At 43.4% G+C, this 25,269-nt stretch carries 23 protein-coding genes; 14 read left to right on the forward strand and 9 right to left on the reverse strand.

The window, feature by feature from the left end:
- Nucleotides 1-483: 483 nt before the first annotated feature.
- Both KIH41_RS17065 and KIH41_RS17070 read right to left on the reverse strand, forming a co-directional pair.
- Nucleotides 484-1,266, reverse strand: a complete 783-nt coding sequence (locus KIH41_RS17065; protein ID WP_214163190.1) for a hypothetical protein — start codon at nt 1,264-1,266, stop codon at nt 484-486.
- Nucleotides 1,263-2,891: a carbon starvation CstA family protein gene (locus KIH41_RS17070; protein WP_214163191.1), complete on the reverse strand. Its 1,629-nt coding sequence runs from the start codon at nt 2,889-2,891 to the stop codon at nt 1,263-1,265. The genes KIH41_RS17065 and KIH41_RS17070 overlap by 4 nt, the downstream gene beginning before the upstream one ends.
- 124 nt (nt 2,892-3,015) lie before the next feature.
- On the opposite strand from KIH41_RS17070, the gene KIH41_RS17075 reads away from it, so the two are divergent.
- The 7 genes from KIH41_RS17075 to murQ all read left to right on the forward strand — a co-directional run bounded on the left by KIH41_RS17075 (nt 3,016) and on the right by murQ (nt 9,593).
- Nucleotides 3,016-4,071: a mechanosensitive ion channel family protein gene (locus KIH41_RS17075; RefSeq protein ID WP_214163192.1), complete on the forward strand. Its 1,056-nt coding sequence runs from the start codon at nt 3,016-3,018 to the stop codon at nt 4,069-4,071.
- A gap of 100 nt (nt 4,072-4,171) precedes the next feature.
- The gene (accD, locus tag KIH41_RS17080) at nt 4,172-5,014 is read left to right on the forward strand and encodes an acetyl-CoA carboxylase, carboxyltransferase subunit beta (protein ID WP_214163193.1); all 843 of its coding nucleotides are present in this window, start codon (nt 4,172-4,174) and stop codon (nt 5,012-5,014) included.
- A gap of 131 nt (nt 5,015-5,145) precedes the next feature.
- Nucleotides 5,146-6,450, forward strand: a complete 1,305-nt coding sequence (gene nqrF, locus KIH41_RS17085; RefSeq protein ID WP_213943321.1) for an NADH:ubiquinone reductase (Na(+)-transporting) subunit F — start codon at nt 5,146-5,148, stop codon at nt 6,448-6,450.
- Nucleotides 6,451-6,561: 111 nt separating this feature from the next.
- Nucleotides 6,562-7,713: a formimidoylglutamase gene (locus KIH41_RS17090; protein ID WP_213943320.1), complete on the forward strand. Its 1,152-nt coding sequence runs from the start codon at nt 6,562-6,564 to the stop codon at nt 7,711-7,713.
- A 2-nt stretch (nt 7,714-7,715) separates the two neighbouring features.
- Nucleotides 7,716-7,943: a cytochrome b5 domain-containing protein gene (locus KIH41_RS17095; RefSeq protein WP_213943319.1), complete on the forward strand. Its 228-nt coding sequence runs from the start codon at nt 7,716-7,718 to the stop codon at nt 7,941-7,943.
- A 1-nt stretch (nt 7,944) separates the two neighbouring features.
- Nucleotides 7,945-8,787, forward strand: a complete 843-nt coding sequence (locus tag KIH41_RS17100) for an N-acetylglucosamine kinase (RefSeq protein ID WP_213943318.1) — start codon at nt 7,945-7,947, stop codon at nt 8,785-8,787.
- Nucleotides 8,784-9,593 carry an N-acetylmuramic acid 6-phosphate etherase gene (murQ, locus tag KIH41_RS17105; protein WP_214163194.1) on the forward strand — a complete coding sequence of 270 codons (810 nt, stop codon included), beginning with the start codon at nt 8,784-8,786 and terminating at the stop codon, nt 9,591-9,593. The genes KIH41_RS17100 and murQ overlap by 4 nt, the downstream gene beginning before the upstream one ends.
- A gap of 368 nt (nt 9,594-9,961) precedes the next feature.
- Here murQ and KIH41_RS17110 read toward each other — a convergent pair whose 3' ends face one another.
- The 5 genes from KIH41_RS17110 to KIH41_RS17130 all read right to left on the reverse strand — a co-directional run bounded on the left by KIH41_RS17110 (nt 9,962) and on the right by KIH41_RS17130 (nt 14,876).
- Complete coding sequence (locus tag KIH41_RS17110; protein WP_214163195.1) at nt 9,962-10,588, reverse strand: transcription elongation protein SprT; 627 nt, start codon at nt 10,586-10,588, stop codon at nt 9,962-9,964.
- A 343-nt stretch (nt 10,589-10,931) separates the two neighbouring features.
- Nucleotides 10,932-11,123, reverse strand: coding sequence for a hypothetical protein (locus tag KIH41_RS17115; protein ID WP_213944162.1), 192 nt, complete (start codon nt 11,121-11,123; stop codon nt 10,932-10,934).
- A gap of 83 nt (nt 11,124-11,206) precedes the next feature.
- Entirely contained in the window at nt 11,207-12,520 is a 1,314-nt protein-coding gene (gene der, locus KIH41_RS17120; RefSeq protein ID WP_213943314.1) for a ribosome biogenesis GTPase Der, read from the reverse strand.
- Nucleotides 12,521-12,535: 15 nt separating this feature from the next.
- A complete protein-coding gene (era, locus tag KIH41_RS17125) occupies nt 12,536-13,426 on the reverse strand; it encodes a GTPase Era (protein ID WP_214163196.1) in 891 nt (296 codons plus the stop codon).
- A gap of 1,012 nt (nt 13,427-14,438) precedes the next feature.
- Nucleotides 14,439-14,876: a hypothetical protein gene (locus tag KIH41_RS17130; protein WP_214163197.1), complete on the reverse strand. Its 438-nt coding sequence runs from the start codon at nt 14,874-14,876 to the stop codon at nt 14,439-14,441.
- A 744-nt stretch (nt 14,877-15,620) separates the two neighbouring features.
- Between KIH41_RS17130 and KIH41_RS17135 the strand changes: the two genes are divergently transcribed.
- Entirely contained in the window at nt 15,621-15,935 is a 315-nt protein-coding gene (locus KIH41_RS17135) for a DUF6922 domain-containing protein (protein ID WP_214163198.1), read from the forward strand.
- A 227-nt stretch (nt 15,936-16,162) separates the two neighbouring features.
- Here the strand turns inward: KIH41_RS17135 and KIH41_RS17140 are convergent, their stop codons facing one another.
- Nucleotides 16,163-16,945, reverse strand: coding sequence for a hypothetical protein (locus KIH41_RS17140; protein WP_214163199.1), 783 nt, complete (start codon nt 16,943-16,945; stop codon nt 16,163-16,165).
- A 509-nt stretch (nt 16,946-17,454) separates the two neighbouring features.
- On the opposite strand from KIH41_RS17140, the gene KIH41_RS17145 reads away from it, so the two are divergent.
- The 3 genes from KIH41_RS17145 to KIH41_RS17155 all read left to right on the forward strand — a co-directional run bounded on the left by KIH41_RS17145 (nt 17,455) and on the right by KIH41_RS17155 (nt 19,279).
- Nucleotides 17,455-18,198, forward strand: a complete 744-nt coding sequence (locus KIH41_RS17145; protein WP_214163200.1) for a DUF6088 family protein — start codon at nt 17,455-17,457, stop codon at nt 18,196-18,198.
- On the forward strand, nt 18,195-18,998 hold the full coding sequence (locus tag KIH41_RS17150; RefSeq protein ID WP_214163201.1) for a nucleotidyl transferase AbiEii/AbiGii toxin family protein: 804 nt from the start codon (nt 18,195-18,197) through the stop codon (nt 18,996-18,998). The genes KIH41_RS17145 and KIH41_RS17150 overlap by 4 nt, the downstream gene beginning before the upstream one ends.
- 29 nt (nt 18,999-19,027) lie before the next feature.
- Nucleotides 19,028-19,279, forward strand: a complete 252-nt coding sequence (locus tag KIH41_RS17155) for a hypothetical protein (RefSeq protein WP_214163202.1) — start codon at nt 19,028-19,030, stop codon at nt 19,277-19,279.
- Nucleotides 19,280-19,288: 9 nt separating this feature from the next.
- Here the strand turns inward: KIH41_RS17155 and KIH41_RS17160 are convergent, their stop codons facing one another.
- On the reverse strand, nt 19,289-19,906 hold the full coding sequence (locus KIH41_RS17160) for a hypothetical protein (protein WP_214163203.1): 618 nt from the start codon (nt 19,904-19,906) through the stop codon (nt 19,289-19,291).
- A gap of 444 nt (nt 19,907-20,350) precedes the next feature.
- Here KIH41_RS17160 and KIH41_RS17165 point away from each other — a divergent pair, with 444 nt between their 5' ends.
- The 3 genes from KIH41_RS17165 (at nt 20,351) to KIH41_RS17175 (ending at nt 25,216) form a co-directional block, all read left to right on the forward strand.
- Complete coding sequence (locus KIH41_RS17165; RefSeq protein ID WP_214163204.1) at nt 20,351-20,962, forward strand: hypothetical protein; 612 nt, start codon at nt 20,351-20,353, stop codon at nt 20,960-20,962.
- A 57-nt stretch (nt 20,963-21,019) separates the two neighbouring features.
- Nucleotides 21,020-21,316 carry a hypothetical protein gene (locus tag KIH41_RS17170; RefSeq protein ID WP_214163205.1) on the forward strand — a complete coding sequence of 99 codons (297 nt, stop codon included), beginning with the start codon at nt 21,020-21,022 and terminating at the stop codon, nt 21,314-21,316.
- A 150-nt stretch (nt 21,317-21,466) separates the two neighbouring features.
- Nucleotides 21,467-25,216: a DUF7149 domain-containing protein gene (locus KIH41_RS17175; RefSeq protein ID WP_214163206.1), complete on the forward strand. Its 3,750-nt coding sequence runs from the start codon at nt 21,467-21,469 to the stop codon at nt 25,214-25,216.
- Nucleotides 25,217-25,269 lie beyond the last annotated feature (53 nt).

Below are 25,269 nucleotides of genomic sequence, written 5' to 3' on the forward strand. Positions count from 1 at the left end.
CTTTCGTGACCCTCCCTCCGAGCTGCGCTCTTCGGATGGGGTAACATTGTACTGAGAATTACTTCATTATTCCCGCCACGCCTGTGCGCCGTGGCGTAGCGGGCAAGCATTTATTATTCATCATTCATCATTCTACATTCTCCCGCCCATTAGAGTCTGCCTTTGAACAGGAGCAAATCCGAATGGCAAATGGACTGGTCGCCAAAAAAACTCCGTGCAACTCTGTGCCAAACTCTGAGAAACTCCGTGTCCCTTAATTTCCGCGAAGAGGCCTTTGTGAAACTTTGTGCACTTTGTGGCCAATTTCTTCCGCGAAGTGGCAAACTCCGTGTAACTCTGTGCCAAACTCTGAGAAACTCCGTGTCCCTTTACCTCCGCGTAGAGGCCTTTGTGAAACTTCGTGCACTTTGTGGCCAATTACTCCGCGAAGAGGAAAACTCTGTGTCCCTTTACCTCCGCGAAGAGCCCTTCATACTTCCCCTCCTATCTTCCTCCATTCGCCCTGATATCATTCCTGCAATTCTCATCCAAAGGAGGGATGAAGCCGCCATCGATGACGTTCAGCAGGCCGGCAGTTTCTACCGCCCAATACATCAGGCAGCTGGAATTGTCGCAATGGCCACCGTGGTTGGGATCCTCGTGGGGCTCCACCATGTCGGAACCCACATTTACCAAGCCCATCAGGTGCCCTATCTCATGGCGGGTGACGGTGTTTTCCAAAAGTGACCGGCTGGGCCTTCCCACGGTGTCGGAGTTTTCCCGCATCCTTCTTCCAAACAATGCAATGGAATTGCTCCTGTGCACCAACCCAAACGTGAAGCTTCCTCCTGTATCCTCGGCAGAATACCCATCCAAGATCAACAGGTAAAGCCCCACTTTCCGACCTTGGTTGTAGGAACTCCGGTTGGCGTCTTCAATGGCTCGGATATCGGCGATGGAATAGCTTTCTTGCCTGCCGGGAGCTATTGCGGTCAAATAGATATCTATTCCACCTGGCTTATTTGTCAGTTCCTCAAGAAACTCCCTAATGTTGTCCACCAAGCCCGGCGTGGGCTCAAAGCCTACCATATATTGGATCTCCAACTGCAGGGACTGGAAATGCTGACTGGAAAGGATTTCACGGGCTGCGGCTCCAATGGGTCTTCGAGCCGAACGCAGGTCCCTGGCAGCATTGTCATCCAAATCCTCTGGGGATACATTTTCACACCCCACCTGAAAAAAGGCTACAAACAGAAGGAAAAAAATAAATATAGGCGATTTTCTCATGTTTTGATTTTTGTCGGAACTGTTGACGCTAAGTTTTTTCTGGCCAAGGCCATCAGCACTAGGGATAATACACAAAGGCTCACCGCTATCACGGCAAGCACATAGGCGCCGGCCTGATAATTTTGCCAAGCAAACAAAATTAACGAGCTAATAGTTACAGCAAACATGAAAAACATGGGGATCAACACAAATTTTGCATTGATCTGCTGCCTAATCAGCCATACGGCCACCGTGAGCAAAGCCAAGGCTGCCAACAATTGATTTGCAGAGCCAAAAATCGGCCAAAGATTTGCAAACCCACCCGAAAGCAACAACAGGGCACTCAGCACGATCACGATGAAAGTAGATGCATAGCGGTTTTCACCAAAGAAACGACCAGGCCTGCTTTGGGATTGCTCGAAGTACTCCTGAAAAGTAAATCTAGCCAACCGCGTACAGGTATCGAGTGTCGTCAAGGCAAAAGCCGAAACCGTAAGTGCCACAAAGCCCACCGCAAAGGCCGGAGACAGGCCCAGGGTAGTCACCATACCCCCCAGCCCATCGGCAAACAGACTCACCGGCCCCTCATCAGATAACCTCAGGTTATATTCCTGCCGGCTGATCACAATCACAGCCCCAATGGAAATGATGGCCAGAAATGACTCTATCAGCATTCCTCCAAAACCGATTAACTTAACATCCTTTTCTTGGTCTATCTGCTTTGAGGTAGTCCCTGAGGCTACCAGGGAATGGAAGCCGCTGATCGCCCCACAGGCTATGGTCACAAATAAGACTGGAAAGAGATACCCCAGATTTTCTGCCTTAAACTGCACCTGTGTATCCATCTCGATGGTGGGATTGGCTACCACCACCCCAACAATGGCAGCTAACATCAGCCCGTAAAGCAAAAAGCTGTTTAGATAATCCCTTGGCTGTAAAAGGATGGAAACTGGGGCTACCGAGGCCACGAAGCCATAAGCCAGCAAAATCCCGATCCATAATTCATAGGAAAGCACAAATGGATGCTGCATCCCCAGATACACAAAATAATACATCAACACCACCCCAGCCACAGAGGCCACCACAAATTGCATCCGTGACCTCACCTGCTTGCTCACCCAACCAAACGCGACAGCAAGACCAATAAACAGTATTGAAGCAGTAGCCACCCCGGGGTTGGACACAAAGGTCTTGGCAATAATGTCGGCAAAAACCCCGATAATCAATATCAAGGTTGAAAAGCTGAAAACCACGAAAAGCTGCTTTCCCTTTTCCCCAATGTTGTTTTGAATAATCACACCAATGGATTTGCCCTCATTCCGAAGCGAGGCCACCATGCTGCCGAGATCATGGACAGCACCGAAAAATATCCCACCCACCAGAATCCAGATCACGGCCGGGATCCATCCAAAAGCCACTGCGATAATCGGCCCCACGATCGGGCCCGCTCCCGCAATAGAGGCAAAGTGATGGCCCAACACCACCACTGGCTTGCTCGGTATATAATCAACCCCGTCCCGGTGTTTGTGGGAAGGGGTCAGGTTGGCATTGTTGATCTTGAATTTCCGGAACACATACTTCCCATACAGAAAATAAGCCCCCACAAGGACTACTGCTGAAAGTATATATAGAGTGACTAATGGCATAAATATCTTGGGTAATTGTAAGGATAGGGCCCTTTGCAGACCTTAATTTACCACATATTATATTTTTTGTACATTTATTGAAGCAAATTTTAACCACAACCTATTACATCCAACCTATTCACCTATGCAAGAACAATTGGTTTTCTTCTCCGCATTAGTGCTTACCATGCTTTTAAGTCATCTTTTGGTCTACTTGGTTTTCCCCTTGGTGGCTAAGATCTTCTATAAACCCAAGCTGCCAAAAGCGCAAAGGGCCATGATGCGGTTTTCCCACTCCTTGAAATTCGCCCTGTTTTTCATCTTATGGCCGATTGCCGAACCCTACGTGTCCCCGGAAACCATGGCCTATATCCGGTCCCATGTGCTCTTCCAGATTTTCCTGATCATCAATATTGCATGGATTTTCATTGAGCTCACCAATGTGCTTCGCTATTATTTCATTGAACATTATAACTTTGAAAAGGATGACAACCTAAGGGAGAGAAGGATTTTCACCCAACTGGATTTTATCCGCAAGATCATCGTACTCATTATTGTCATAGTAGCCTTTGCTTTTATCCTGATGAGCATAGAGACCGCCAGGAAAATCGGGGCCGGACTGCTCACCTCTGCCGGGATTGCCGGATTGATCATAGGTTTTGCCGCTCAAAGATCCATTGCCAACCTCCTTGCAGGGTTTCAGATAGCTTTTACCCAACCCATCAGGATCGACGATGTGGTGGTGGTAGAAGGGGAATGGGGAAAAATCGAGGAGATCAACCTCACCTATGTGGTGGTCCGCATCTGGGATCAGCGGCGGCTCATCCTGCCGATCAACTATTTTATAGAAAAGCCATTCCAGAATTGGACCCGCACCACAGCCAACATCTGGGGCACAGTCTTTTTATACGTGGACCACACCGTGCCGGTAAAAACCCTGAAGACCAAATTAAAAGAACTCCTGGACGCCACACCCCTCTGGGACGGCAAAGTACAGGTGCTGCAGGTGACCGATGTGCGGGAAAGGGTGGTGGAACTCCGCTGCCTGATGAGCGCTCGGGACAGCCCTTCGGCATTTGACCTGCGCTGCTACATCAGGGAAGAAATGATCAATTTCCTTCAGGAAAACTATCCCGAAACATTGCCCAAGACTAGGGTGTTAATGGAGCAGGACAAGGCTCCCAAAATCCCTGAACTGTAGCAAATAAATGAAGGGTATTCAAGATTAGGTTTTATTTAATGGATATTACCTATAAATTTGTACTCCCTGAATAAACATTTTCAGCCTTAAACAGAACAATATGGCTTGGTTTAAAAGAACAGATAAAGGAATTAAAACCTCTACCGAGGAAAAAAAAGATGCCCCTGACGGACTTTGGTTCAAAACCCCTCAAGGAAATATCATTCACACCCGCGAGCTAAAAAACAACTCATACGTTTGTCCAGATGATGATTATCATGTCAAAATCGGCTCCAAGGAATATTTCGAAATACTGTTTGACAACAACCAGTTCAAAGAATTGGACGCAAACATGACCAGCGGTGATCCGTTGAATTTCACCGATAGCAAGCCATATCCGGCAAGAATTGAAGCCACCATCAAAAAAACTGACCTGAAGGATGCCGTAAGATCTGCCGTGGGTAAAATTGACGGACAGGACATCGTGATCGCCTGTATGGACTTCAACTTCATCGGCGGATCCATGGGCTCGGTGGTGGGCGAGAAGATCGCAAGAGCAATTGACCACTCCTTGAAAAACAAAATACCCTTCCTGATGATTTCCAAATCAGGAGGCGCCAGAATGATGGAAGCCGGCTTCAGTTTGATGCAGATGGCCAAGACTTCCGCCAAACTTGCCCTCTTGGATGATGCCAAAATCCCATACATTTCCCTTTTGACCGACCCTACCACCGGTGGCGTTACCGCATCTTATGCCATGCTGGGCGACTTCAATATCGCCGAACCAGGCGCTTTGATAGGGTTTGCAGGCCCACGAGTGATCCGCGAAACCATCGGAAAAGACCTTCCTAAAGGCTTCCAAAGTTCGGAGTTTGTACTCGAACACGGTTTCCTGGATTTCATCATCGACAGAAGGCAACTCAAGTCCAGGCTTTCCACCTTACTGAGGTTGCTTAAGAACTAACTGGGGCAGCCCGAATGATTAAGGGGAAAAAAGGGGCTTCAAATGGCCGTTTTTACCGAATTATAAATATATTTGTACTCCCTTAACCGAGGGTGTATAATACTGAAAAACAAAAAGAAAAAAGTCGTTAAATGAGTTCAGTAATCATTACTTCGATTGTAGCATTTACTCTGATTATTTTGCTACTTGTTTTCATCCTGCTTTTTGCCCAGTCAAAACTGGTACAATCAGGGGATGTTAAAATTATTGTCAACGGGGACGAGAAAAACCCGATCGTGGCTTCTGCCGGATCGACTCTTCTCAACACGCTTGGCGGTAAGAAAATCTTCCTTCCTTCTGCCTGCGGTGGAGGGGGTACTTGCGCGATGTGTAAGTGTGTCATCGAAGAAGGTGGCGGGGAAGTCCTTCCAACGGAAGTTGGTCACCTAAGCAGAACCGAGCAAAAAGAGAAAGTTCGTCTTTCCTGCCAGGTGAAAGTAAAACAGGATATGAGAATCCGCATCCCAGAGGAAATCTTCGGGATCAAGAAGTGGGACTGCGAAGTGGTTTCCAACTACAACGTATCCACCTTTATCAAAGAATTTAAAGTTAAACTTCCTGAAGGCGAAACTTTGGATTTCGAATCAGGAGGATATATCCAGATCGACGTTCCGGCCATCACTGTAAACTTCAAGGATATGGACATCACGCCACATCCAGAGTTGGGTCACCCAGCTGACGTTTACAAGAGCGACTGGGATAAGTTTGGACTTTGGGACCTGACCATGAAAAATGACGAAGAGCTCTTCAGAGCTTATTCCATGGCCAACCACCCTGCTGAAGGTAACATCGTAATGCTTACCATCCGTATCGCTACCCCACCATGGGATAGGGCCAACAACAAGTGGATGGACGTCAACCCAGGTGTTTGTTCTTCTTACGTATTCTCTCGTAAGCCGGGCGACTTGGTGACCATCTCCGGTCCTTATGGTGAATTCCACATCAACCCAACTGATAGAGAGATGATCTACATCGGGGGTGGTGCTGGTATGGCTCCATTGAGATCCCACATCTTCCACCTTTTCCATACAGAGAAGACTGGCAGAAAAGTTTCTTACTGGTACGGTGGTAGATCCAAGAAAGAATTGTTCTACGTGCCTCACTTCAGAGACATCGAGAAAGATTTCCCTAACTTCAACTTCCACATCGGTCTATCCGAGCCTCTTCCTGAGGACAACTGGAAGATCAAGAAGTCCTTGGAAGATAAAGAAGGTGACGGTTATGTAGGGTTTATCCACCAGGTGCTGTACGACAACTACCTGAAGGATCACCCTGAGCCAGACGAAATTGAGTACTACCTATGCGGACCTCCATTGATGAACTCAGCAGTACTTAAATTGCTAGATGATATGGGAATCCCTAAGGAAAACATCAGATTTGACGACTTCGGAGGTTAATCCGACTACATACAAAGCCCCGCGAAACCCGCGGGGCTTTTTGTTTTTATGCCATAAAGGGAAAAAATTAAAGGATATTCATTAATTTTAGATTCTATCAATGATTCACCTATGGATTTAGAGTTCTATTTTGACCCGATACCGGAATCCCTCACCGAGACCAAATTTCCCCTAAATTCCTTTTTCAGCCATATCCACCATTACGGGGAAACTTTTCCCGACCTGGAAGGCATGCAGATAGCCATAATCGGACTTACTGACGGAAGGGGAATCAAGGACAACAGGTCCATCGAAAATGCGGCAACGGAAATCCGGTTGAAATTATACGACCTCAAAAGGGGACTTGGCCACTATAAAGTCGCCGACCTCGGAAATCTCCGAAACGGCGTGGACCTGAAAGAGACCTATCTTCGCATCCAAACCGTAGGCGAACAGTTGATGAAAATGCAGATCCTGCCTATCTATATCGGCGGAAGCCATGACCTGGACTTTGGCCAATACCTCTCTTATGAAGGAATGAAAAAGCTGGTCAGCATGCTCACCGTGGATGCCAAAATAGACATGGAAGATGAGGGAATGCCCAACGAGGTACACTCCCAGGACATCATCCTGCACCAACCCAACTTCCTTTTCAATTACACCCAACTGGCCTATCAAAGCTTCCTGACCGACCGCGACCTGGTCAACGTGATGGAAAAGCTTTACTTTGACCATGTCCGACTGGGGCAATTGAGGGAGAATTTCAAGGAAATCGAACCTTTGATCCGGAATGCGGATCTGTTGAGCTTTGACATTTCATCCATCCAGTCGGCAGATGCTCCCGGGGCCGCAGATGCACAGCCCTTTGGCCTCACCGCCGAAGAAGCCTGCCAGGTGTGTTGGTTTGCAGGTATGAACGAAAAGCTAAGCTCCATAGGCATCTATGGGTACCAGCCCTATTACGACGACACGCGCTATAAAACAGCCGCGGTGATTGCCACCATGATATGGTACTTCATTGAAGGATTTTACCATCGCAAGGACAGCCTTTCCTTTCAAAGCAACGATTACACCAAGTACACGGTATCCCTGGATGCCAAACCTTCCACCTTTATTTTCTACAAAAGCAACATCAGCGGAAAATGGTGGATGGAAGTACCCCATTCCGGCAACCAAAAATACGACAGGGAAACCATCATCCCCTGCAGTTACCAGGATTACCAGATTGCCCAAAGCGGGGAGATCCCCGAACGCTGGATCAATGCCCAGCTCAAAATGTATTAATTATGAGAGATATTACCAGGCAGCAGCTTGCCCTTCGCAACGGGCAGGACAAGCCTGAAATTTGGATAGCCTATGCGGGAAAAGTGTATGATGTGAGCAGCTCCAGACTCTGGAAAAATGGCAAACATTATGAACACTGGGCTGGTCAGGATCTGACCGATGAGCTGAAAGATGCACCCCACACCCAAAATGTATTTGATAAATTTGAGCCCATAGGGCAGTTAGTATAAAATGATATTAATAGCGGATAGCGGTTCCAGTAAAACTGACTGGAGAACAATAGGACACGAAGGACAGATAAACCAATTCAGAACAGTAGGCTTCAACCCCTACTACCAAAGCTTGGAGGAAATGGTGGCCGGACTCAAACAGCCCTCATTGCTCAACCTCAAGGATGAAGTGACCCAGATTTATTATTATGGGGCGGGATGTTCCAGCATCAAAAACAACAAAATCGTGGAGCACGCCCTCAAGCAGGTATTCCCAAAAGCCAGCATAGAGGTACACCACGACCTCCTGGCAGCGGCCCGCGCCACCTGCGGAACCAATGCCGGTATCGCCTGCATATTGGGTACAGGGTCTAACAGCTGCGACTATGACGGACAACAGATTGTAAACACCCGTCCAGCTCCAGGATATATCTTGGGCGATGAAGGAGGGGGATCCTATATTGGAAGGCAGTTTCTACATGACTTTATCTATGAAGAAATGCCCGACAACATGCGCGATTTGGCCATAGAGGAATACCAGCTCACCAGCCAGGACATCCAGGAAAACGTGTACCAAAAACCCTTCCCGGGAAGGTATATGGCAAGCTTTTGCCGATTCATCACCCAACATAAAAACGACCCCTACTGCTACAAGCTATATCAAAAGGCTTTCCACGATTTCTTCCGGATCCATGTCATGAAGTATGACAATTATCAGGAGAAGCCTGTCAATTTTGTTGGCTCCATAGCCTATTACAACAGCGACATCCTACGTTCGGTGGCCTTTGACCTGAATATATCCGTCAACATCATTCTTGAAACCCCAATCGCGGGACTTACCCTATTTCACAAAGAGAAAATATGAGTACTACCGAAAGCAATTCCTATTACGACAACCTGGAAAACATGACTGTGGCCGAACTGATCGGCAACATGAACAAGGAAGACAAAACCGTGCCCCTGGCTGTGGAGAAAGCCTTGCCGCAGATTGAAGCACTGATAGAGCAGATCGTGCCCAGAATGCAGGCTGGAGGAAGACTTTTTTATATCGGTGCGGGCACCAGCGGTCGCTTGGGCATCCTCGATGCCAGTGAGTGCCCCCCTACCTATGGCGTACCCTTCGACATGGTGATCGGCATCATTGCCGGAGGTGACAAGGCCATCAGAAAAGCCGTCGAAAATGCCGAGGATGACCGAAACCAGGCTTGGCCCGACATTCAGGAATTCGGATTCAACCAAAACGACACCGTAATCGGAATTGCCGCCTCAGGTACCACCCCATATGTGATTGGGGGCCTGACCAAAGCCCGGGGAGAAGGCCTGCTCACCGGCTGCATCACCTGCAACTCCGGCACCCCGGTAGCCCAAGCTGCAGAATACCCGGTGGAAGCTGTGGTAGGCCCTGAATTTGTAACCGGCAGTACCCGAATGAAATCAGGCACCGCCCAAAAGCTCGTCCTCAATATGATCTCCACCAGCGTGATGATCAAATTGGGCAAGGTCAAAGGCAACAAAATGGTGGACATGCAGCTATCCAATGAAAAGCTCGTCCAGCGAGGCACCCGCATGATCATGGAAGCCACCGGCATAGATGCCGACCACGCCCAGCAACTGCTCCTCACCCACGGCTCCGTCCGCGCGGCAGTTGCGCATTATGAAAGACAGAAATAGGTTTAAAAGCCTGCCTGCCGGCAAAGGCAGGTTTATTCCCGATCACCGCTTCTCGGATCGGGAGGTTTAGATGTTTAGGAGACGAGAATATATACTAAGGACGAAGGAGTTCTCGCTAAACTAGTCACTAAGCTCGTAGGGAGGGCTACAAAAGCAAGAACGACGGATAATTTCACCACTTAAGAATGGTAGAAAAACTTCCGATGGTGGAAGTATTGTCACGTTGTATTTGGTACTTGGTTCTTGGTACTTGGTACTTGGTTCTTGGTACTTGGTTCTTGGTACTTGGTACTCGTTACCCCCTCCAACCCCCTAAACAATCCCGAAACGCATACAGCGCAGCTATGCGTTTCGGGATGACTAAACCCCTAAACCGCCTCAACCTCCGCATTCAACGAAATCAAATACTTCCTCCCCGAAGCCACCTCCAGGCATACTACCCTAGTTCTCCTGGTGTCCTCTTTCGTAAACACACGCCCCCTAAGAGAAAAAGACTGGCCTACTTTAATGTCAGTAAGAAACAAAGGCCTGTTCAAGCCTTCCTGAAAGCTGAGATCATACTTCTTAAGCTCGCGGCTCAGAAAAACATCCGCACCACTGCTCGCTTTGGGATTGAGCATGTGTCTTTTCAGCGGGATAAGGATATCCCTGGGAAAAACCAAGTCAGAAAGCATAGGGGCCAAAAGTTTGCGGAACACCATTTTCCACTCCGGTCCGTGAGGTCTCACGCCAAGGCCAAAGTCACGGTAAACCCTGTGATGGGCTACTTCATGGATGTAGGTAATGAGAAATTGATAGGGATTGAGATCATAATTGATAGTGATGGTCTGGACATCCCTGTCACGCCTATACCTGAAATCCCCCAGCTTGGAGCTCCTGCTCCTTGAAATCACAAACCTGAACGGATCCTCCTTCCACAGGTCATAACAATAAGCTGCTGCGTTCTCCGGCACATGGTCCAAAAAGGCCTGGTAGATTTCTTTATTCCTTTCCACAGTTGGCAAATATAAAAATCTTTAGGAATAAAAAGAGGCACTAAGGGAATATGATAAAAATTGCCACAAAGGAACCAAGGTAATAAGTTTTTCTTTGTGTCTTTGCGCCTCGTGGCCATTTTAAATTGTTATTGGAAATGGGCACGAAGGGCTCCAAGGAAAAGAAGAGCACTAAGGAAATATGAGAGAAGTGGCCACAAAGAAACCAAGGCACTAAGTTTTTCTTTGTGTTTTTGGAAACCACGGTTGTTAACCCTAGAAAACTTAGTACATAGTACCTAGTACCTAGTACAAAAAAAAGCCCCAGTCTCCCGGGGCTCTTGATTCTTAAATAAACCGCTGATTAAGCAGCAGTCTCTTCAGTTTCCTCTTCTTCAACTTCAACTTCCACTTCTTCTGCCTCAATTTCTTCAGCTTCAACTTCAGTAGTCTCGTCGATGATCTCAACGTTCTCTTCAGTCTCTACTTCTTGAGTTCCACAAGCTGAGGTAAAAATCATACCTGCTACAGCTAACAATGCGAATAATTTCTTCATGGTGTTGTTTGTATTTCTTTTAAATTTAAGCATCAAAGTTACACACAAGTTATAATTTGTCAAGCTTTCACCGAAAATTATTTTTATTTCTTCTTATATGTAATCTTTATTGGAACTCCTTTAAAATCAAAATGCTCTCTTATTCTGTTTTCCAGATATCTCGTATAGGGGGATTTGATATACTGGGGCAGGTTGCAGAAAAAGGCAAACACAGGATTTCTGGTTGGCAACTGGGTGATGTATTTGATCTTGATATACTTCCCCTTGTATGCCGGCGGCGGATAACGCTCGATTTCGGCCAACATCTTGTCGTTCAACTTTGATGTAGGCACCTTTCTGGTTTTATTTTCATATACCTCCACGGCAAGCTCGATAGCCTGGAAAATACGCTGTTTGCCCATCACAGAGGTAAAGATGATCGGGATCCACTTGTTTTCACCAAGCTTTTCCATCATATCCTCCTTGAATCTCTCCATGGTTTTGTGGTCCTTTTCTATAAGGTCCCATTTGTTGACCATGATCATTACCCCCTTGCTGTTTTTGATCGCAAGTGAAATCAGATTCACATCCTGGGCCTCAAGACCCCTAGTGGCATCTACCATCACGATCACCACATCGGATTCCTCCAGCGTACGCAGCGAGCGCATCACAGAATAGAACTCAATATCCTCTTTTACTTTGGCTTTCTTACGGATCCCGGCTGTATCGGTAATGATAAAATCCTTTCCGTAAAGCTTGTATCGCGTATGGATAGCATCCCTGGTAGTACCGGCTTCATCAGTTACGATAGACCTTTCCTTACCCAAAAGAGCGTTTAGAAACGAGGATTTACCCACGTTTGGCCTTCCCAAAATGGAAATCTTCGGAATTCCGAAATCCGGATCCTCCAATCCATCCTCACTAAGGTGCTTGATCACCTCATCCAAAAGGTCACCCGTGCCCGCACCACTTACCGCGGCGATGGGAAACACTTCGTTTTCACCCAAACCAAGGGAATAAAACTCATTGGCCATCAACAGGCGCTCCTGGTTGTCGGCCTTGTTGGCCACTATAAAGATGGGCTTTTTCGATGACCTCAACTCGTTGGCAAATTCCTTGTCCAGATCCGTAAGACCGTCAAAGCAATCCACCACAAAAAGAATCACGGAAGCCTCTTCCACAGCAAGTTTTACCTGCTTTCTGATCTCGGCTTCGTACACATCGTCCGAACCGATCACATATCCCCCCGTATCGATCACGGAGAAGAATTTGCCGCCCCACTGGGCATGGCCATAATGGCGGTCACGCGTCACCCCGCTCATGTTGTCCTCAATGGCCTTTCTTTCCTCTACCAACCTATTAAAAAACGTGGATTTCCCCACGTTTGGCCTTCCTACTATTGCTACTATATTCGACATTGCTGTTCTCGTCTCTTATTGGTCGTAACCAAATCTTCTTAATTTGTTTTTGTTTTTTCTCCAGTTCTCCTCCACCTTCACGTGGGTCTCCAGAAAAACCTTCTTTGCGAAGAACCTTTCCAGTTCTTCCCTTGCCTGTATGCCCACACGCTTGAGCGCGCTGCCTTTGTCACCTATGATGATGCCCTTTTGGCTGCTTCTTTCCACGTAGATTTCGGCACGGATACGGATGATGTTTTCCTCCTCGAAAAAGTCCACAATAGCCACTTCCGTGCTGTAGGGGATTTCCTTCTTGTAGTTGGTGAAAATCTTCTCCCGGATAATCTCAGAAGCGAAGAAACGTTCCGGACGGTCGGTAAGTTCCTCTTTATCATAGAAGGGCGCATGCTCGGGCAGCCTCTCCAGGATCTCGTCAAGCACCTTTTGGATGTTGAAATTCTCAGCCGCGGATATCGGGATTACCAGCTCATGCTTCACCCTTTCGGTCCAGTAAGCGGTCACCTTGTCGAGTTGGTCCTCTTTGTTGAGGTCGATCTTGTTGATGACCAGCAGCACAGGCACCCCTGATTTGTTGATCTTTTCGATCACCTCCTCGATTTCCTCATCGTTCTCATAGAGGTCGGTCACAAACACGATCACGTCGGCATCCTCCAGGGACATGTTGACGAAGCTCATCATACTTTTGTGCAACTCGTATTTGGGCTTCAGCATGCCGGGGGTGTCGGAGAAGACAATCTGGTAATTGTCATCGTTCATGATCCCCAGGATACGGTGGCGTGTGGTCTGTGCCTTGGAGGAAATGATGGAGAGCCTCTCTCCCACCAGGGCATTCATGAGCGTGGATTTCCCCACATTCGGCTTACCCACGATATTTACAAATCCGGCTTTATGAGAAATTTCGGTCATTACGGCAATTTTTTCCACAAAGATACTCTAAAAATCTCAATCTTTGGAATTTAATACCGTTTCCCTCACCCCCCGATCTTCAAATCAGAAGAAAAACATAGCGCGCAAATCAAATTGGTCACAAAGTCACACCAAGTAAAAAAAAGAAGTCACACCAAGTTTAAATAAATCACCCCTTAACCAACTCTCATAATCACATTCTCCCCCTCTCTCTCTGCGCCCCTTAAAAATCTTCGCGGTAGTATTTCCGAGTTTTTTCTCTTCTGTGCCTCTGGTCCTCTGTGGTGAAAACAACATTGCAATTCCAAATTGGTCACAATAAACTCCACCGTCACCTCGACCGCAGCTAAGCGGAGAGGTCTATAACGGCAATAAAAGTTCAATAAATCAAATAGGCCACCAGGTCGAAGAAGTTCCAATGAAGTCGCACCAAATTTTAATAAATCTCCCTTTCTCACATCCCCCCCCTCTCCCCCTCTTCCTCTCTGCGCCCCTTAAAATCCTTTGCGGTAGTATTTCTGAGATTTTTTTCTCTGTGCCTCTGGTTCTCTGTGGTGAAACAACCCAAATAGGCCCCAAAGTCGAAGAAGTTGCGGTAGTATTTCCGAGTTTTTTTCTCTGTGCCTCTGGTCCTCTGTGGTGAAAAAACTTTCAGGCTATAAAACAAAAAAAAGGATACCGTTTCCAGTATCCTTCGTAGTAGCGGGAACAGGGCTATCGTACCCAATTTAAAATCAGACAGATAGTCTTTGAGGCGGACAATTATGGGGACGAGATAGGACCGTTTTACGGATTTGAACGTATTTGAATTAAACTTCCTTTTTCCAATTTGGAAGGACTGTTTTCAATTCCAATACCATTGAAGCTTCGGGGGGAAAAAGCAATCTGCTTCCCATTTCTTGCAATCTTTGCATTCCTTGCACTATCCGCTTTTAGGGCGTACCAAAGGTAATTTGGATGTAAAAATAGTGCAAGAGAAGTGCAGAGAATGCAATGGAACATGTCTCATTTTCTAATTTTTATGGTTCAACATTTTTTCCAAACAATCAATGTCCTCTTGACTAAACTTAAAATACCAATGTTCCATTACATTTAGAGCATCAATTAAGCTGTGAAGATAAGGAAGAGGTGAATAGTAAGTCATTGTGCCAGAACCCCGTTTTTTGGTCATTTTAATGTTTAGAGTATATTCTGGAAAGCTTTTATTGTCAACTACTTTAATACCTGAATCCTCATTGTGAAAATGAACATTTTTGTCGAAGTTATTCGTTTTCGGAACAAAGCCGAAGAAATCTAATCCCTTGGGACAAAGAGGGATAGGTCTGTAGGTTTTGGAGGCTTCCTCAAAACTTTCTTCTTGTTGGATTTGGACTAAATCTTCAACAGAGGTGGAAATAATTTTTCCATTCTTAAAAAGAGGATATCCTATTTTAATCTCATTAGCATTCATAACCTAGTAATTTTTTTGCCAATTTAGCTTGAAAAGCCATGTGTCACAAAGTCTTGCTGGATTTTAATCCGGATCGACTGTAAGCACGCAACTAATCAACTAAAGCTGGGGCCATTAACTTTTCGGGGTTTCGACAGATATTTTTCCACAGATAAACAAAATTTTTGGCAAGTTTAAGCGGATTACTCCTTTGGAAAAGTATTTGGGCTTACTCCAGCTTTCCCATACCCCTATCACGGTATTTTTAAAGTCTCTGGGACACTATTATTCACGTAGAGTTTTTTGGTGAAATGTTAAACCCAGAAAAGCTTGGTTACCGGCTTGACACAGACTTTATTATTTCACGGGTGCTGGCAAGGATGTTCGTCAAAGTTGGGTATAGATAAATTAAAAGATTCGAGATCAATATTAAAAAAGGATTTGCCGATAGGAAAATCTAAACTTTCTCATTCATTTAAAGTGAGTAGTCAGAAATGTTATCTTAACAAGATACCAACTAAATTCATATGCCACAACCCACTCCTGCTTTTGGGGGAAAAGATATTACACCCCATTTAATGCAGTATTTGCAGTTTCTGCACTCCCCCTAAACAAAGCTCAGAAAGACCGATTTCTCAAAGAAATTAGTGCAAAGGGAGTGCAAAGAATGCAGGACTACAAGCATCCGGCCTTGCTTTAGGCTTCATTTAATTGTTAGGTTACAGAATTATCAGTAAATTACTTTACTGAGTCATATGGCATTCCATGGAAGAAAAAATAAACATACCCGATCTCAAGCTATCCCAATTATTCCGGAAAGGGATATTTTGGGACGTTGACATTGATCTTCTCGATGTGAAGAGGGATGCATATTTCATTATACCAAGAGTATTGAACAGGTTTATGTTTCACGAGGTATTCTTGGAAAACCTTGAAAGAATCTACCCAAGAGACCTTATTTGTTACTATGCGCTGAACAGTGGTGAAATTCGGGGGAATGAAAAAATTGAATTTCTTGCTAAGAGGTATGGATTGCGTCAACAGGATTTTTTGAATTATATCCCACCTGAAATGATGTAACTGGACTGATGACTATTATCTTAAAACGCAACCTACAATCCAGTGAACCACTCCCGATGAAAAATCGGGAAGACCCCATCCCGATAGCTTTCGGAATCAGTTACGGATCACTTGCGCATCAATTTCGGGCTTACGGATAAGTTATGGGATTTTTCTAGAATTAATTAGGAAACAGGCCCGTAGTCGTCCCCGCCGCATTTCTATAGATACTCTTGTTTGAGATAGCTTTATTCTGGAAGCACAACGTATCTGATCTGAATGTAATCATCAAAGTCACTATAAGCATGAAAGTCTCGTTTACTCCTAACCATAATTTGGATATCACAGCATCGTCCAATATCCGCCTTTTCAAAAGTAATTATCGTCTTGTTGTCCTGAGTCCAACTTCTTTTACCGATTCGATTGATGCTATACTCTATCTCTCCGCCAAGTGGGTCCGTCGAATAAGCAATAATCTCTACTGTATCACCAACTTTCATAATTTTGCCACTTTGAATACTTTGTGCATAAACAGAGTTTGAGATGTTATTACCTAAACTGTCTGTCACAGCCTCGACCACTGGGAAAAAATCGTCAGGATTTTCTTTTTTGCCTCTATATTTCATTATTCGTGTCCTTAGTTCTCCAGAAATACCTTTTATCAAATGTTTTTGATACTCGAACAATTCTCTTCTATGAGCATTTGGGTCCCTTAGTTTTTCTGCTTCTTCCAGAAATAACGTTACAGTTTTCTTGTCTAGAAATACTTCGATGAAGCCATTATCCCAATGTTTGTCAATGATATTTCTTAGGTCGTAAAAATCGGAATAGTAAATTAACCTTGCTTCTAAAGTATTCCCCTTTAGGCGAGCTTCTTCAATAGTCTGTCTTTCTCTCCATCTGCTTATTCTGTCAGGTGAAATCTTAAGTCTGTCTAACCAATTTGAGCCAAATTGTTTTGTCAAGACAAAAGTGATTATGTCTCGAACTGAATTTTCCAAAATTTTAAGTTCTGCTTCTACGTCTATCATAAATAGTTCTCTAAAATATATTTATAATAATAACCCCAGTGACCTCTATCCACCCAAATTCGGGTGTGGTTAAGCCACAAAAATAACGGGACCCATATCAGGGTCTAATAATACTAAAGATTTCTTAGACATTTACAAAGACTTGATAGATTTCTCTCCAATAGAGCCTACAATCAGTGTAAGGGGAATATGGCTTTTTAAAAAAATAACCAGTTATTCTTCAGATATTTAATAGCTTATTGAGTTATTTTTAAATAAGGCAATAACCCAATAAGTTAAGGGACTGGGTTATTAATCAATAAGTAAATGAATAAGTAAGTAAGGGAGTTGAGCCTACGCTAGGCTATTGGGGGAAAAAAACTTTTTTCTCTCCCCCAAAGCTTACCCACCACACCCCGACTACTGTGCCTTTCCTTGATTTCTAATTCAAATTGCCTTCATCCTAAATCTTGATAGTTCTTCTGAAATGTCCAGTTTTTTTAGTAAAAAACTGGACAAATATCTTATATTTGGAATTCAGGAAAAGGATGAAAATAGCCGAATACATATCGTCAACCATAGATAGGCTCCCAAAGGGTTATATATTCACCTATGCTGATTTTATAACGGAGGTGAAAAATAAGGAAGCTGTGATCAAAGCCTTAAACCGGATGGTAGCTTCAGGAAAGATTGCCAAGCTTTCAAAGGGTAAATACTACAAACCCGAGAATACTCCCTTTGGAAGACTTCAGCCAAGCCAGGGGCAGGTAGTAAAAGACCTTCTGGAGGAAGATGGGAAAATCACCGGTTATCTTACAGGCTACAGCATTTACAATCAATTAGGCTTAACTACCCAGGTAAGCAATACCATTCAAATTGGGAAAAATCAAATTCGCCCCAATTTTAAACGGGAGCGCTATACGATTTCGTTCGTGATGCAAAAAAACACCATTACAAAGGAGAACATTCCCCTTTTGCAGTTGCTTGATGCAATACGTTATGTCAAAAAAATTCCTGATGCCACCATAGAGGGCTCCTGTAGACGGTTCCTGGCAATTATTAAAGGGTTTTCCGAAAAGGAAATCAATACTTTGGTTCGCCTGGCTTTAAAATATCCGCCTGCCACAAGGGCACTATTAGGCGCATTGTTAGAGCAAATGGGACAAGGAAAATTAACGAAGCCACTTTTTGAATCATTGAACCCAATAACCAAATATAAATTAGCCGGTGCGGATAGCATCTTGTCCACCACTGAAAAATGGAATATTGTATGAAGTTGCATGACAATAAAACCTTGTTCAGGCAAGCGGTGCAGTTTACTGCTGACCAACTGGGGATTCCTGCCATATATGTAGAAAAGGATTATTGGGTTACGTATGCCTTATTTGTGATTTTTTCAAATGATATAGGCAAAGACACAGTATTTAAGGGAGGAACTGCCCTTTCCAAGTGCTACCAAATGATTGAACGCTTTTCCGAAGACATTGACTTGGTGGTATTAAGACGTGAAGGAGAATCGAATAATAGATTAACCAAAAAAATCAGGACTATTAGTGAAATAGTAACCTCAGTATTACCAGAAGTAAATATTGAGGGACTTACCCAGAAAATGGGAATGAACCGCAAAACGGCACATTCCTACAACAAACAATTTAAGGGTAATTTCGGTCAGGTAAGAGATGCCATTGTGGTAGAAGCAACTTGGTTAGGTTACTATGAGCCGTACACCACCAAAAGCGTTGTGTCATTTGTCGGTCAGATGATGCTAAATAATAAGCAGATGGAAATAGCGAAAGATAATGGATTATTACCTTTTGATTTATTGGTATTAGAACCCGTAAGAACCATTTGCGAAAAAATAATGAGCCTAGTTCGTTTTTCTTATGGTACCAGCCCAATAGATGATTTAAAGAGAAAGATAAGGCACACTTACGATTTGCATCAGCTATTAACACAGAAAGAGTATTTAGAATTTTTCCATTCAAGGGCTTTTGATAAGATGTTACTGAAAGTAGCAAGCGATGATGTAGCAAGCTATAGGAGCAACAATAGGTGNCACAGAAAGAGTATTTAGAATTTTTCCATTCAAGGGCTTTTGATAAGATGTTACTGAAAGTAGCAAGCGATGATGTAGCAAGCTATAGGAGCAACAATAGGTGGTTAATCCATCACCCTAATGAAGCACTCATTTTTAAGGACTTAAAAAATGTCTGGAGTGAGTTGAGGCCAATTTATGACGGGGACTTTAAAAGTTTGGTGTATGGGGAATTGCCACCGGCAGAAACCATCCTGCAAACCTTTCAAATTATTGAAGAAAGATTGGCATCCGTTGAGTGGACAATAAAAGTTGAGTAAGGGAGGAAGCTAAACAATCTTCCACCTTTCCATCACTTTTTCCAAAGCGGCTTCCTGTTTTGGAGTGAGCCGGTTGTATTTATCCATGCTGGATTTCAAGGAATGGAAGAAGGAAGCATCAAAATCCGGATTATGACTTGCCCATACTATGGCCTTGGAAATTTTCTCATTGATGGAAATCCTTTGGGGGCTAACAAAATCTAGGAACTTTTGATTGATTCGCTCCCTTATAGATGCTTGCTTTTGGGTAAGTTTCTTTTTCCGTAAGGTGTCCAAATAGAAGTTGAATTCGAAATCATCAATCACCTTTTTTCCTTTCAGGAATTCAATTACCTCTGGACTTAAGCTCTTTTTGATATCTTTATTTAGGCGGGTAATGGAGTCAAACACTTTCTTTCCGTCTTTAATGCCCATAAATTTGGTTACACAGCAATTCCCTACATCCACCTGGGTATGGTTCTTCTTATTAATGATGGTGCAGATATTAATTATTGGATTGTGGCCACATAGGCAGGTTTGCGGTGTAGGGCTTTTATATGCAGAATCAAAATACCACTCCAGCTTTGCTTCATCCCAGGTACCTGAAATGCTTCTCTTGATGATTTCTTCGGAAAGTTTGTAGTGCATAATGGGCAATTTTCTTTCCTAATTTAAGTAATTTCATTGAAAATCTATACCTCAGGGCAAAGGTGGAATTATAGAACTATAGCGCTATAACTCTATAGAACTGTAAGTAAATAAGTAAATGGATAGGTAAGTAAATAACTAAAGGCTTTTGCCTTACAATCTCTGGAAAAAAGGGGGAATGAGCGGATAGAAGTTATTGCAAAGAGGTATTGGCTCAAAAAAGAGAATTTCAGAAGATGGGCCACTTAAAGTATTTAAGAGATATTACTCCCATCTTGATTAAAATCAATAATAAGCCAGCTAACGCTTCATGGCCATTTCAACTTTAAGTTAAGGAGTTTTATGGAAAGTTTAGTATAATTATAACCTGAAGAAATCCCATAGGGACCTCTTTAGATTGGGGCATTGCCTCTTAAGCTTATACTCTAAGTAATAACACCATCTATGGCAAAACAAAAAAGATTTAGGACCATAATTTCCTCAACGCACCTTGACAGTCATGGCCACATCATGGATAAACAAGCTTTAGAAGAAATGGAAAAGTCCATCAACTGTACTGACAAAATGATTAGATTTGGTGTTGACCATAGAAGAGATTTTCCCCCTCGAGGTAGGCTTGAAAATGCAAGTCTGATCGAAAAAGTGGGCCATTACTATTTAGAAGCTGATTTTGTCGAATACAATATAACCAATCCCGTTGATTGGGACCAAAACCTCATTCTTCAATCATTTGACAATAATTTTCAGTTTGCAGAGGTAGTTTCAAAAGAAAATTTAGAAGATTCAATCTCGATTGATCTTCAGAATTTTAGGTCAAATGATGAAGCGAGAAATTTTGTAAATAGAGTTAGCGAAAATGAAGATTTTAAGCCTAAGATAAAGATTCATGGGCGTAAGTCCGCCATTCCAGATCCCGAAATTATCTTTCAATTTGCTGGCACCTGCCTACTATATCAGATTATAAAACCCACAGCCAAAAGGTTAGGAGAAAATATTGCCGATGCAATTGTTGACAACACCACTGTAGAGATAAACAAGTTATCCAAGTTTATTTGAAAATCGCTGAAAGAACTTTTTTTTCTCTGTATTCCGAAAGCTCGTCCAGTAGCAGTAGTGTTTGATTTACCAGGCAAACCGCACATTGAACTAATAGCAAGAACGAGAGACGAAAAAATTGTTTTAAAAGGACTTCGACAGAAAAAGCTAGCTAAAATCCGAAATGAAATTGAAGAATTAAATCACCATGTCAAAATTGCTAAAGCTCAGTTTCTTTTGACGGACAAAGGAAATTGGAAATTTAATTTTTTAATAACTGAAACAGGTCAGACAATTGGAACAAAACAAATAATTAGAAAGCGAGAGAGAAGGCTAGATATGATTTCTAAAAGCGTCCGTATAAAACGTAGGTAATGACTATTGGAACACAAGCTATTAACTCCCAAAAAATGCTCTTTTTTATTCCCTGATCTCGGTATTTTCAGTCAATTACTGCCCCAATTATTGCTTTTTCCCCCAAAATCCAGCAAATTGAAGCCTTAAACTTTTAAGTACCGGCTTCCCATGAACCACAAGATTTTACGGCCACGACAGGCACTCAACAAGGCATACCTCAAAGTGAAACCTGTCAGAAAGGATATCGAAGTTTTCAAGACCAATCTGATCAACCTTATCGACCAGATCAATGAGTCTGAATCGGAAGAGTTTCATAAGAACCTGGTGAGTGATTTTCTCAAGCGGACCTATTATGAGCCTGACTTTTCCATAAACACGAAGGGTCGGAACGACTTGGTGATCCACAATGGAAAAAGTGCCAAGAGCAATGTGGGTGTAATCTTGGAAACAAAGAAGCCGACCAACCGGGGGGAAATGGTAGCCTTGAAGGAAGTAGGCAGTGAAAACGGTAAAAAGGCTTATGAACTGAAGGCAAACACCAAAGCCTTTCAGGAACTTGTGCTATATTTTCTACGGGAGCGGATCACTTTGAAAAACCTTGAGATCCGGAATCTCATCATTACCAACATCTACGAGTGGTTTATTTTTGATGCCATAACTTTTGAAAAGGCATTTGCCCAGAACAAATCGCTGGTCAAGCAATTCGAAGACTTTGAGGCGGGAAGGCTGTCCGGCACCAATACGGATTTCTTCTACAAGGAAATAGCGGCAATAGCCATAGAAAAACTGGATACAGAGCTTACCTTGACCCACTTTGATCTCAGGAATTACGAGAAACCGCTTAGGAATGATGACCTGAAGGACGACACTAAGCTGATTGCCTTGTATAAGCTGCTGTCACCGGCCCACCTTCTCAAAGAGCCTTTCAGCAATGACAGCAATAGCTTGAACAAGGACTTTTACCATGAGCTTCTGCATATTATTGGGCTGGAGCAGGTAGGAAAAAACAAAAAGGTAATCGAGCGGAAATCACCGGCCACCAGAAATCCCGGTTCCCTACTTGAGAACACCATTAACCAGCTTAAGAGTGTATATGCATTAGAAAATCTAGATAAACCCTCCCTTTATGGCAATACGGAGGATGAAAGGCTTTTTAATGTCGGCCTTGAGCTGTGCATCACTTGGATCAACCGTATCCTGTTCCTGAAGCTACTTGAAGCACAGCTACTGTCTTACCATAAGGGCGATAAAAGATATGCTTTTTTGAACTGGGAGAATCTCAGCAATTATGACGACCTTCAGTCCCTTTTCTTTGAAGTGCTGGCTAGACAAGCGGACGACCGTAGCAGTGAAATACCTGAAGCGTTTGCCTTAGTCCCATACCTCAACAGCTCGCTTTTTGAGCCAAATGAATTGGAAAAGAAGACCATCTTTATTTCCAATTTACGGGATGAGCGAATGGTTCCCCTGTATACCAGAACTGCTTTGGGGGCAAAGAATGGGAAAAGACAATCCGGTGAAATGAATACCCTGGAGTATCTTTTTGCCTTTCTCAACAGCTATGACTTTAGCAGTGAGGGGGCAGAGGATATACAGGAGGACAACAAAACCCTGATCAATGCCTCGGTACTTGGTTTGATATTCGAAAAAATCAACGGCTACAAGGATGGTTCCTTTTTCACCCCTGGCTTTATCACCATGTACATGGCCAGGGAGACCGTCAGGAAAGCGGTGGTACAGAAGTTCAATGAAGGATTAGAGTGGAAATGTAGTTCCTTTGAGGACTTGAAGGAGGATCTGCCCGAATGGATTGTTAACCATCAGGAAGGAAGGTCTACAGGCAGGGTCAAAGCCAATGAACTGGTCAACAGTATAAAGGTATGTGATCCCGCTGTGGGTTCTGGCCACTTTTTGGTATCGGTTCTGAATGAAATCATTACCATCAAACATGAACTCCGGATCCTGCAAGACAGCGAAGGGAAACCCATTTCAGGCTACAGAGTGGAAGTGGAAAATGACGAGTTGATTGTTACCGACCTTATGGCGGAGGATGAAATGCTGTTTCAATACAATCCGCTGGATAGGGAAAGTGCTAGAGTACAGAAAACCCTCTTCCAAGAAAAGCAAACCATTATAGAAAACTGTCTCTTTGGAGTGGACATCAATCCCAACTCGGTGAAGATTTGTCGCTTGAGGCTATGGATTGAGTTGCTGAAAAATGCTTACTATAATGAATCGGGGCATTTGGAGACGCTGCCAAATATCGACATCAACATCAAATGCGGAAATTCTCTGATTTCCAGGTTTCCTTTGGATGTGGATTTGAAGGATGCTTTGAAGAAAAGCAAGTGGAATATCGACAGCTATAAAATAGCCGTGTCCACTTACCGCAATGCCAAGAGCAAGGAAGAAAAGCGGGAGATGGAGCGGTTGATTGCCGATATCAAATCAGATTTCCGATCGGAGATAGCGAACAATGATCCCAAAAAAAAGCGCAAGGCCAAGCTGGGTGGAGAACTGTATAACCTCACCAGCCAGACCGGCATGTTTGAAGAAACTGCCAAGCAGAAGATGGAACGCAAGAAGCGGGTTGAAAAGCTGGAGCAGGAACTCAACAAGCTCTCCACCGAAATCGAGGAAATCAAGCACAACAAGATTTACGAAAATGCCTTCGAATGGAGGTTTGAGTTTCCCGAGGTGCTGGACGGGGAGGGGAATTTTGTGGGGTTTGATGTGGTGATTGGGAATCCGCCGTATATTGGTGGAAGAGAATGGGGGTTAGATAAAATTGAATTTGATTATTACTTACAAAATTATCGTAGTGCAGAATATCAATTTGATGCTTTTGTCTTGTTTTGGGACCTGTCAATAAGAGTTTCTAAAAACCTTGTTTGTCTAATAACGCCAAATGCCTGGCTTAATAATCAGAAAACTCAAAAATTAAGAGAAAATATTTTAAAGTGGAAAATATCGGAAATAGTAGATTATTCAAAGATAAAGGTTTTTGAAGACGCAACGGTTCTACCGATTATTACTCAAGTGACAAAACTAGAGGAGCCGTCACAATCTTTAATCCTGTTGCCTCATGAATCAAACCTGAAAATTTTAAATAGGAAAGGGTATTTGTACCAACATGTTTGGGTAGAAGACCCTTTAAAAATAATAAATATTGACATTCATCCCAAAGAACTAGAAATCAGGACAAAAATAGAAAATGATTCTGTGGAGTTAAAGTCTGTAGCTGATGTGAAGTTCGGAATTAAAATTTATCAAACAGGAAAAGGGAAACCAAAGCAAACTCCTGACGCTGCCAAAAATAAGATTTTTGAGTCTTCTACTAAAATTGGTAATGAGTACTTGCCTTATTTAAAGGGGAAAAATATCAATAAGTATTCATTCACGTGGGATGGAGGGTATTTGAAGTATGGTGATAATTTGGCAGAGCCCAGGTATAAAGACTTATTTATCGGGGCTAGAATACTAGTGAGACGAATAGTTGGAGAGTCCCTAATCTGTTCTTATGTTAATCAAGATTTGGTTACTGGTCAACTTTTGCAAATAGTAAAGCCAGAAAAGGAAGAAATAACAAAGGCCTTAACTGGAATTCTTAATTCAAAATTAATGGGTTTCTATTTCAAGAAAAAATACAATAGACAAGATGTGACTTTTCCAGAAATTAGAATTTATGAACTTGCCTCACTACCTATAAAAATACCAAAGGACTTAAAATTGATAAACTCCTTAGTAGAAAAGGTGATGTATGGTAAAGAACCAAATAATACCTTGAATACCAGTGATCTTGAAAACCAAATTGACGAATTGGTTTACGAGCTTTATGGATTGACGGAGGAGGAGATAGCCATAGTGGAAGGCAAAAGCGTAAGTCAATTGGAGGAATTAAAATTAGAATCCTCATAATTATTAAGAAAAAAACTATAGAATTTATAAAAATATTTAAAAGGGAAGTTCTA

Source organism: Litoribacter ruber (assembly GCF_018500185.1).
Classification (GTDB): domain Bacteria; phylum Bacteroidota; class Bacteroidia; order Cytophagales; family Cyclobacteriaceae; genus Litoribacter; species Litoribacter ruber.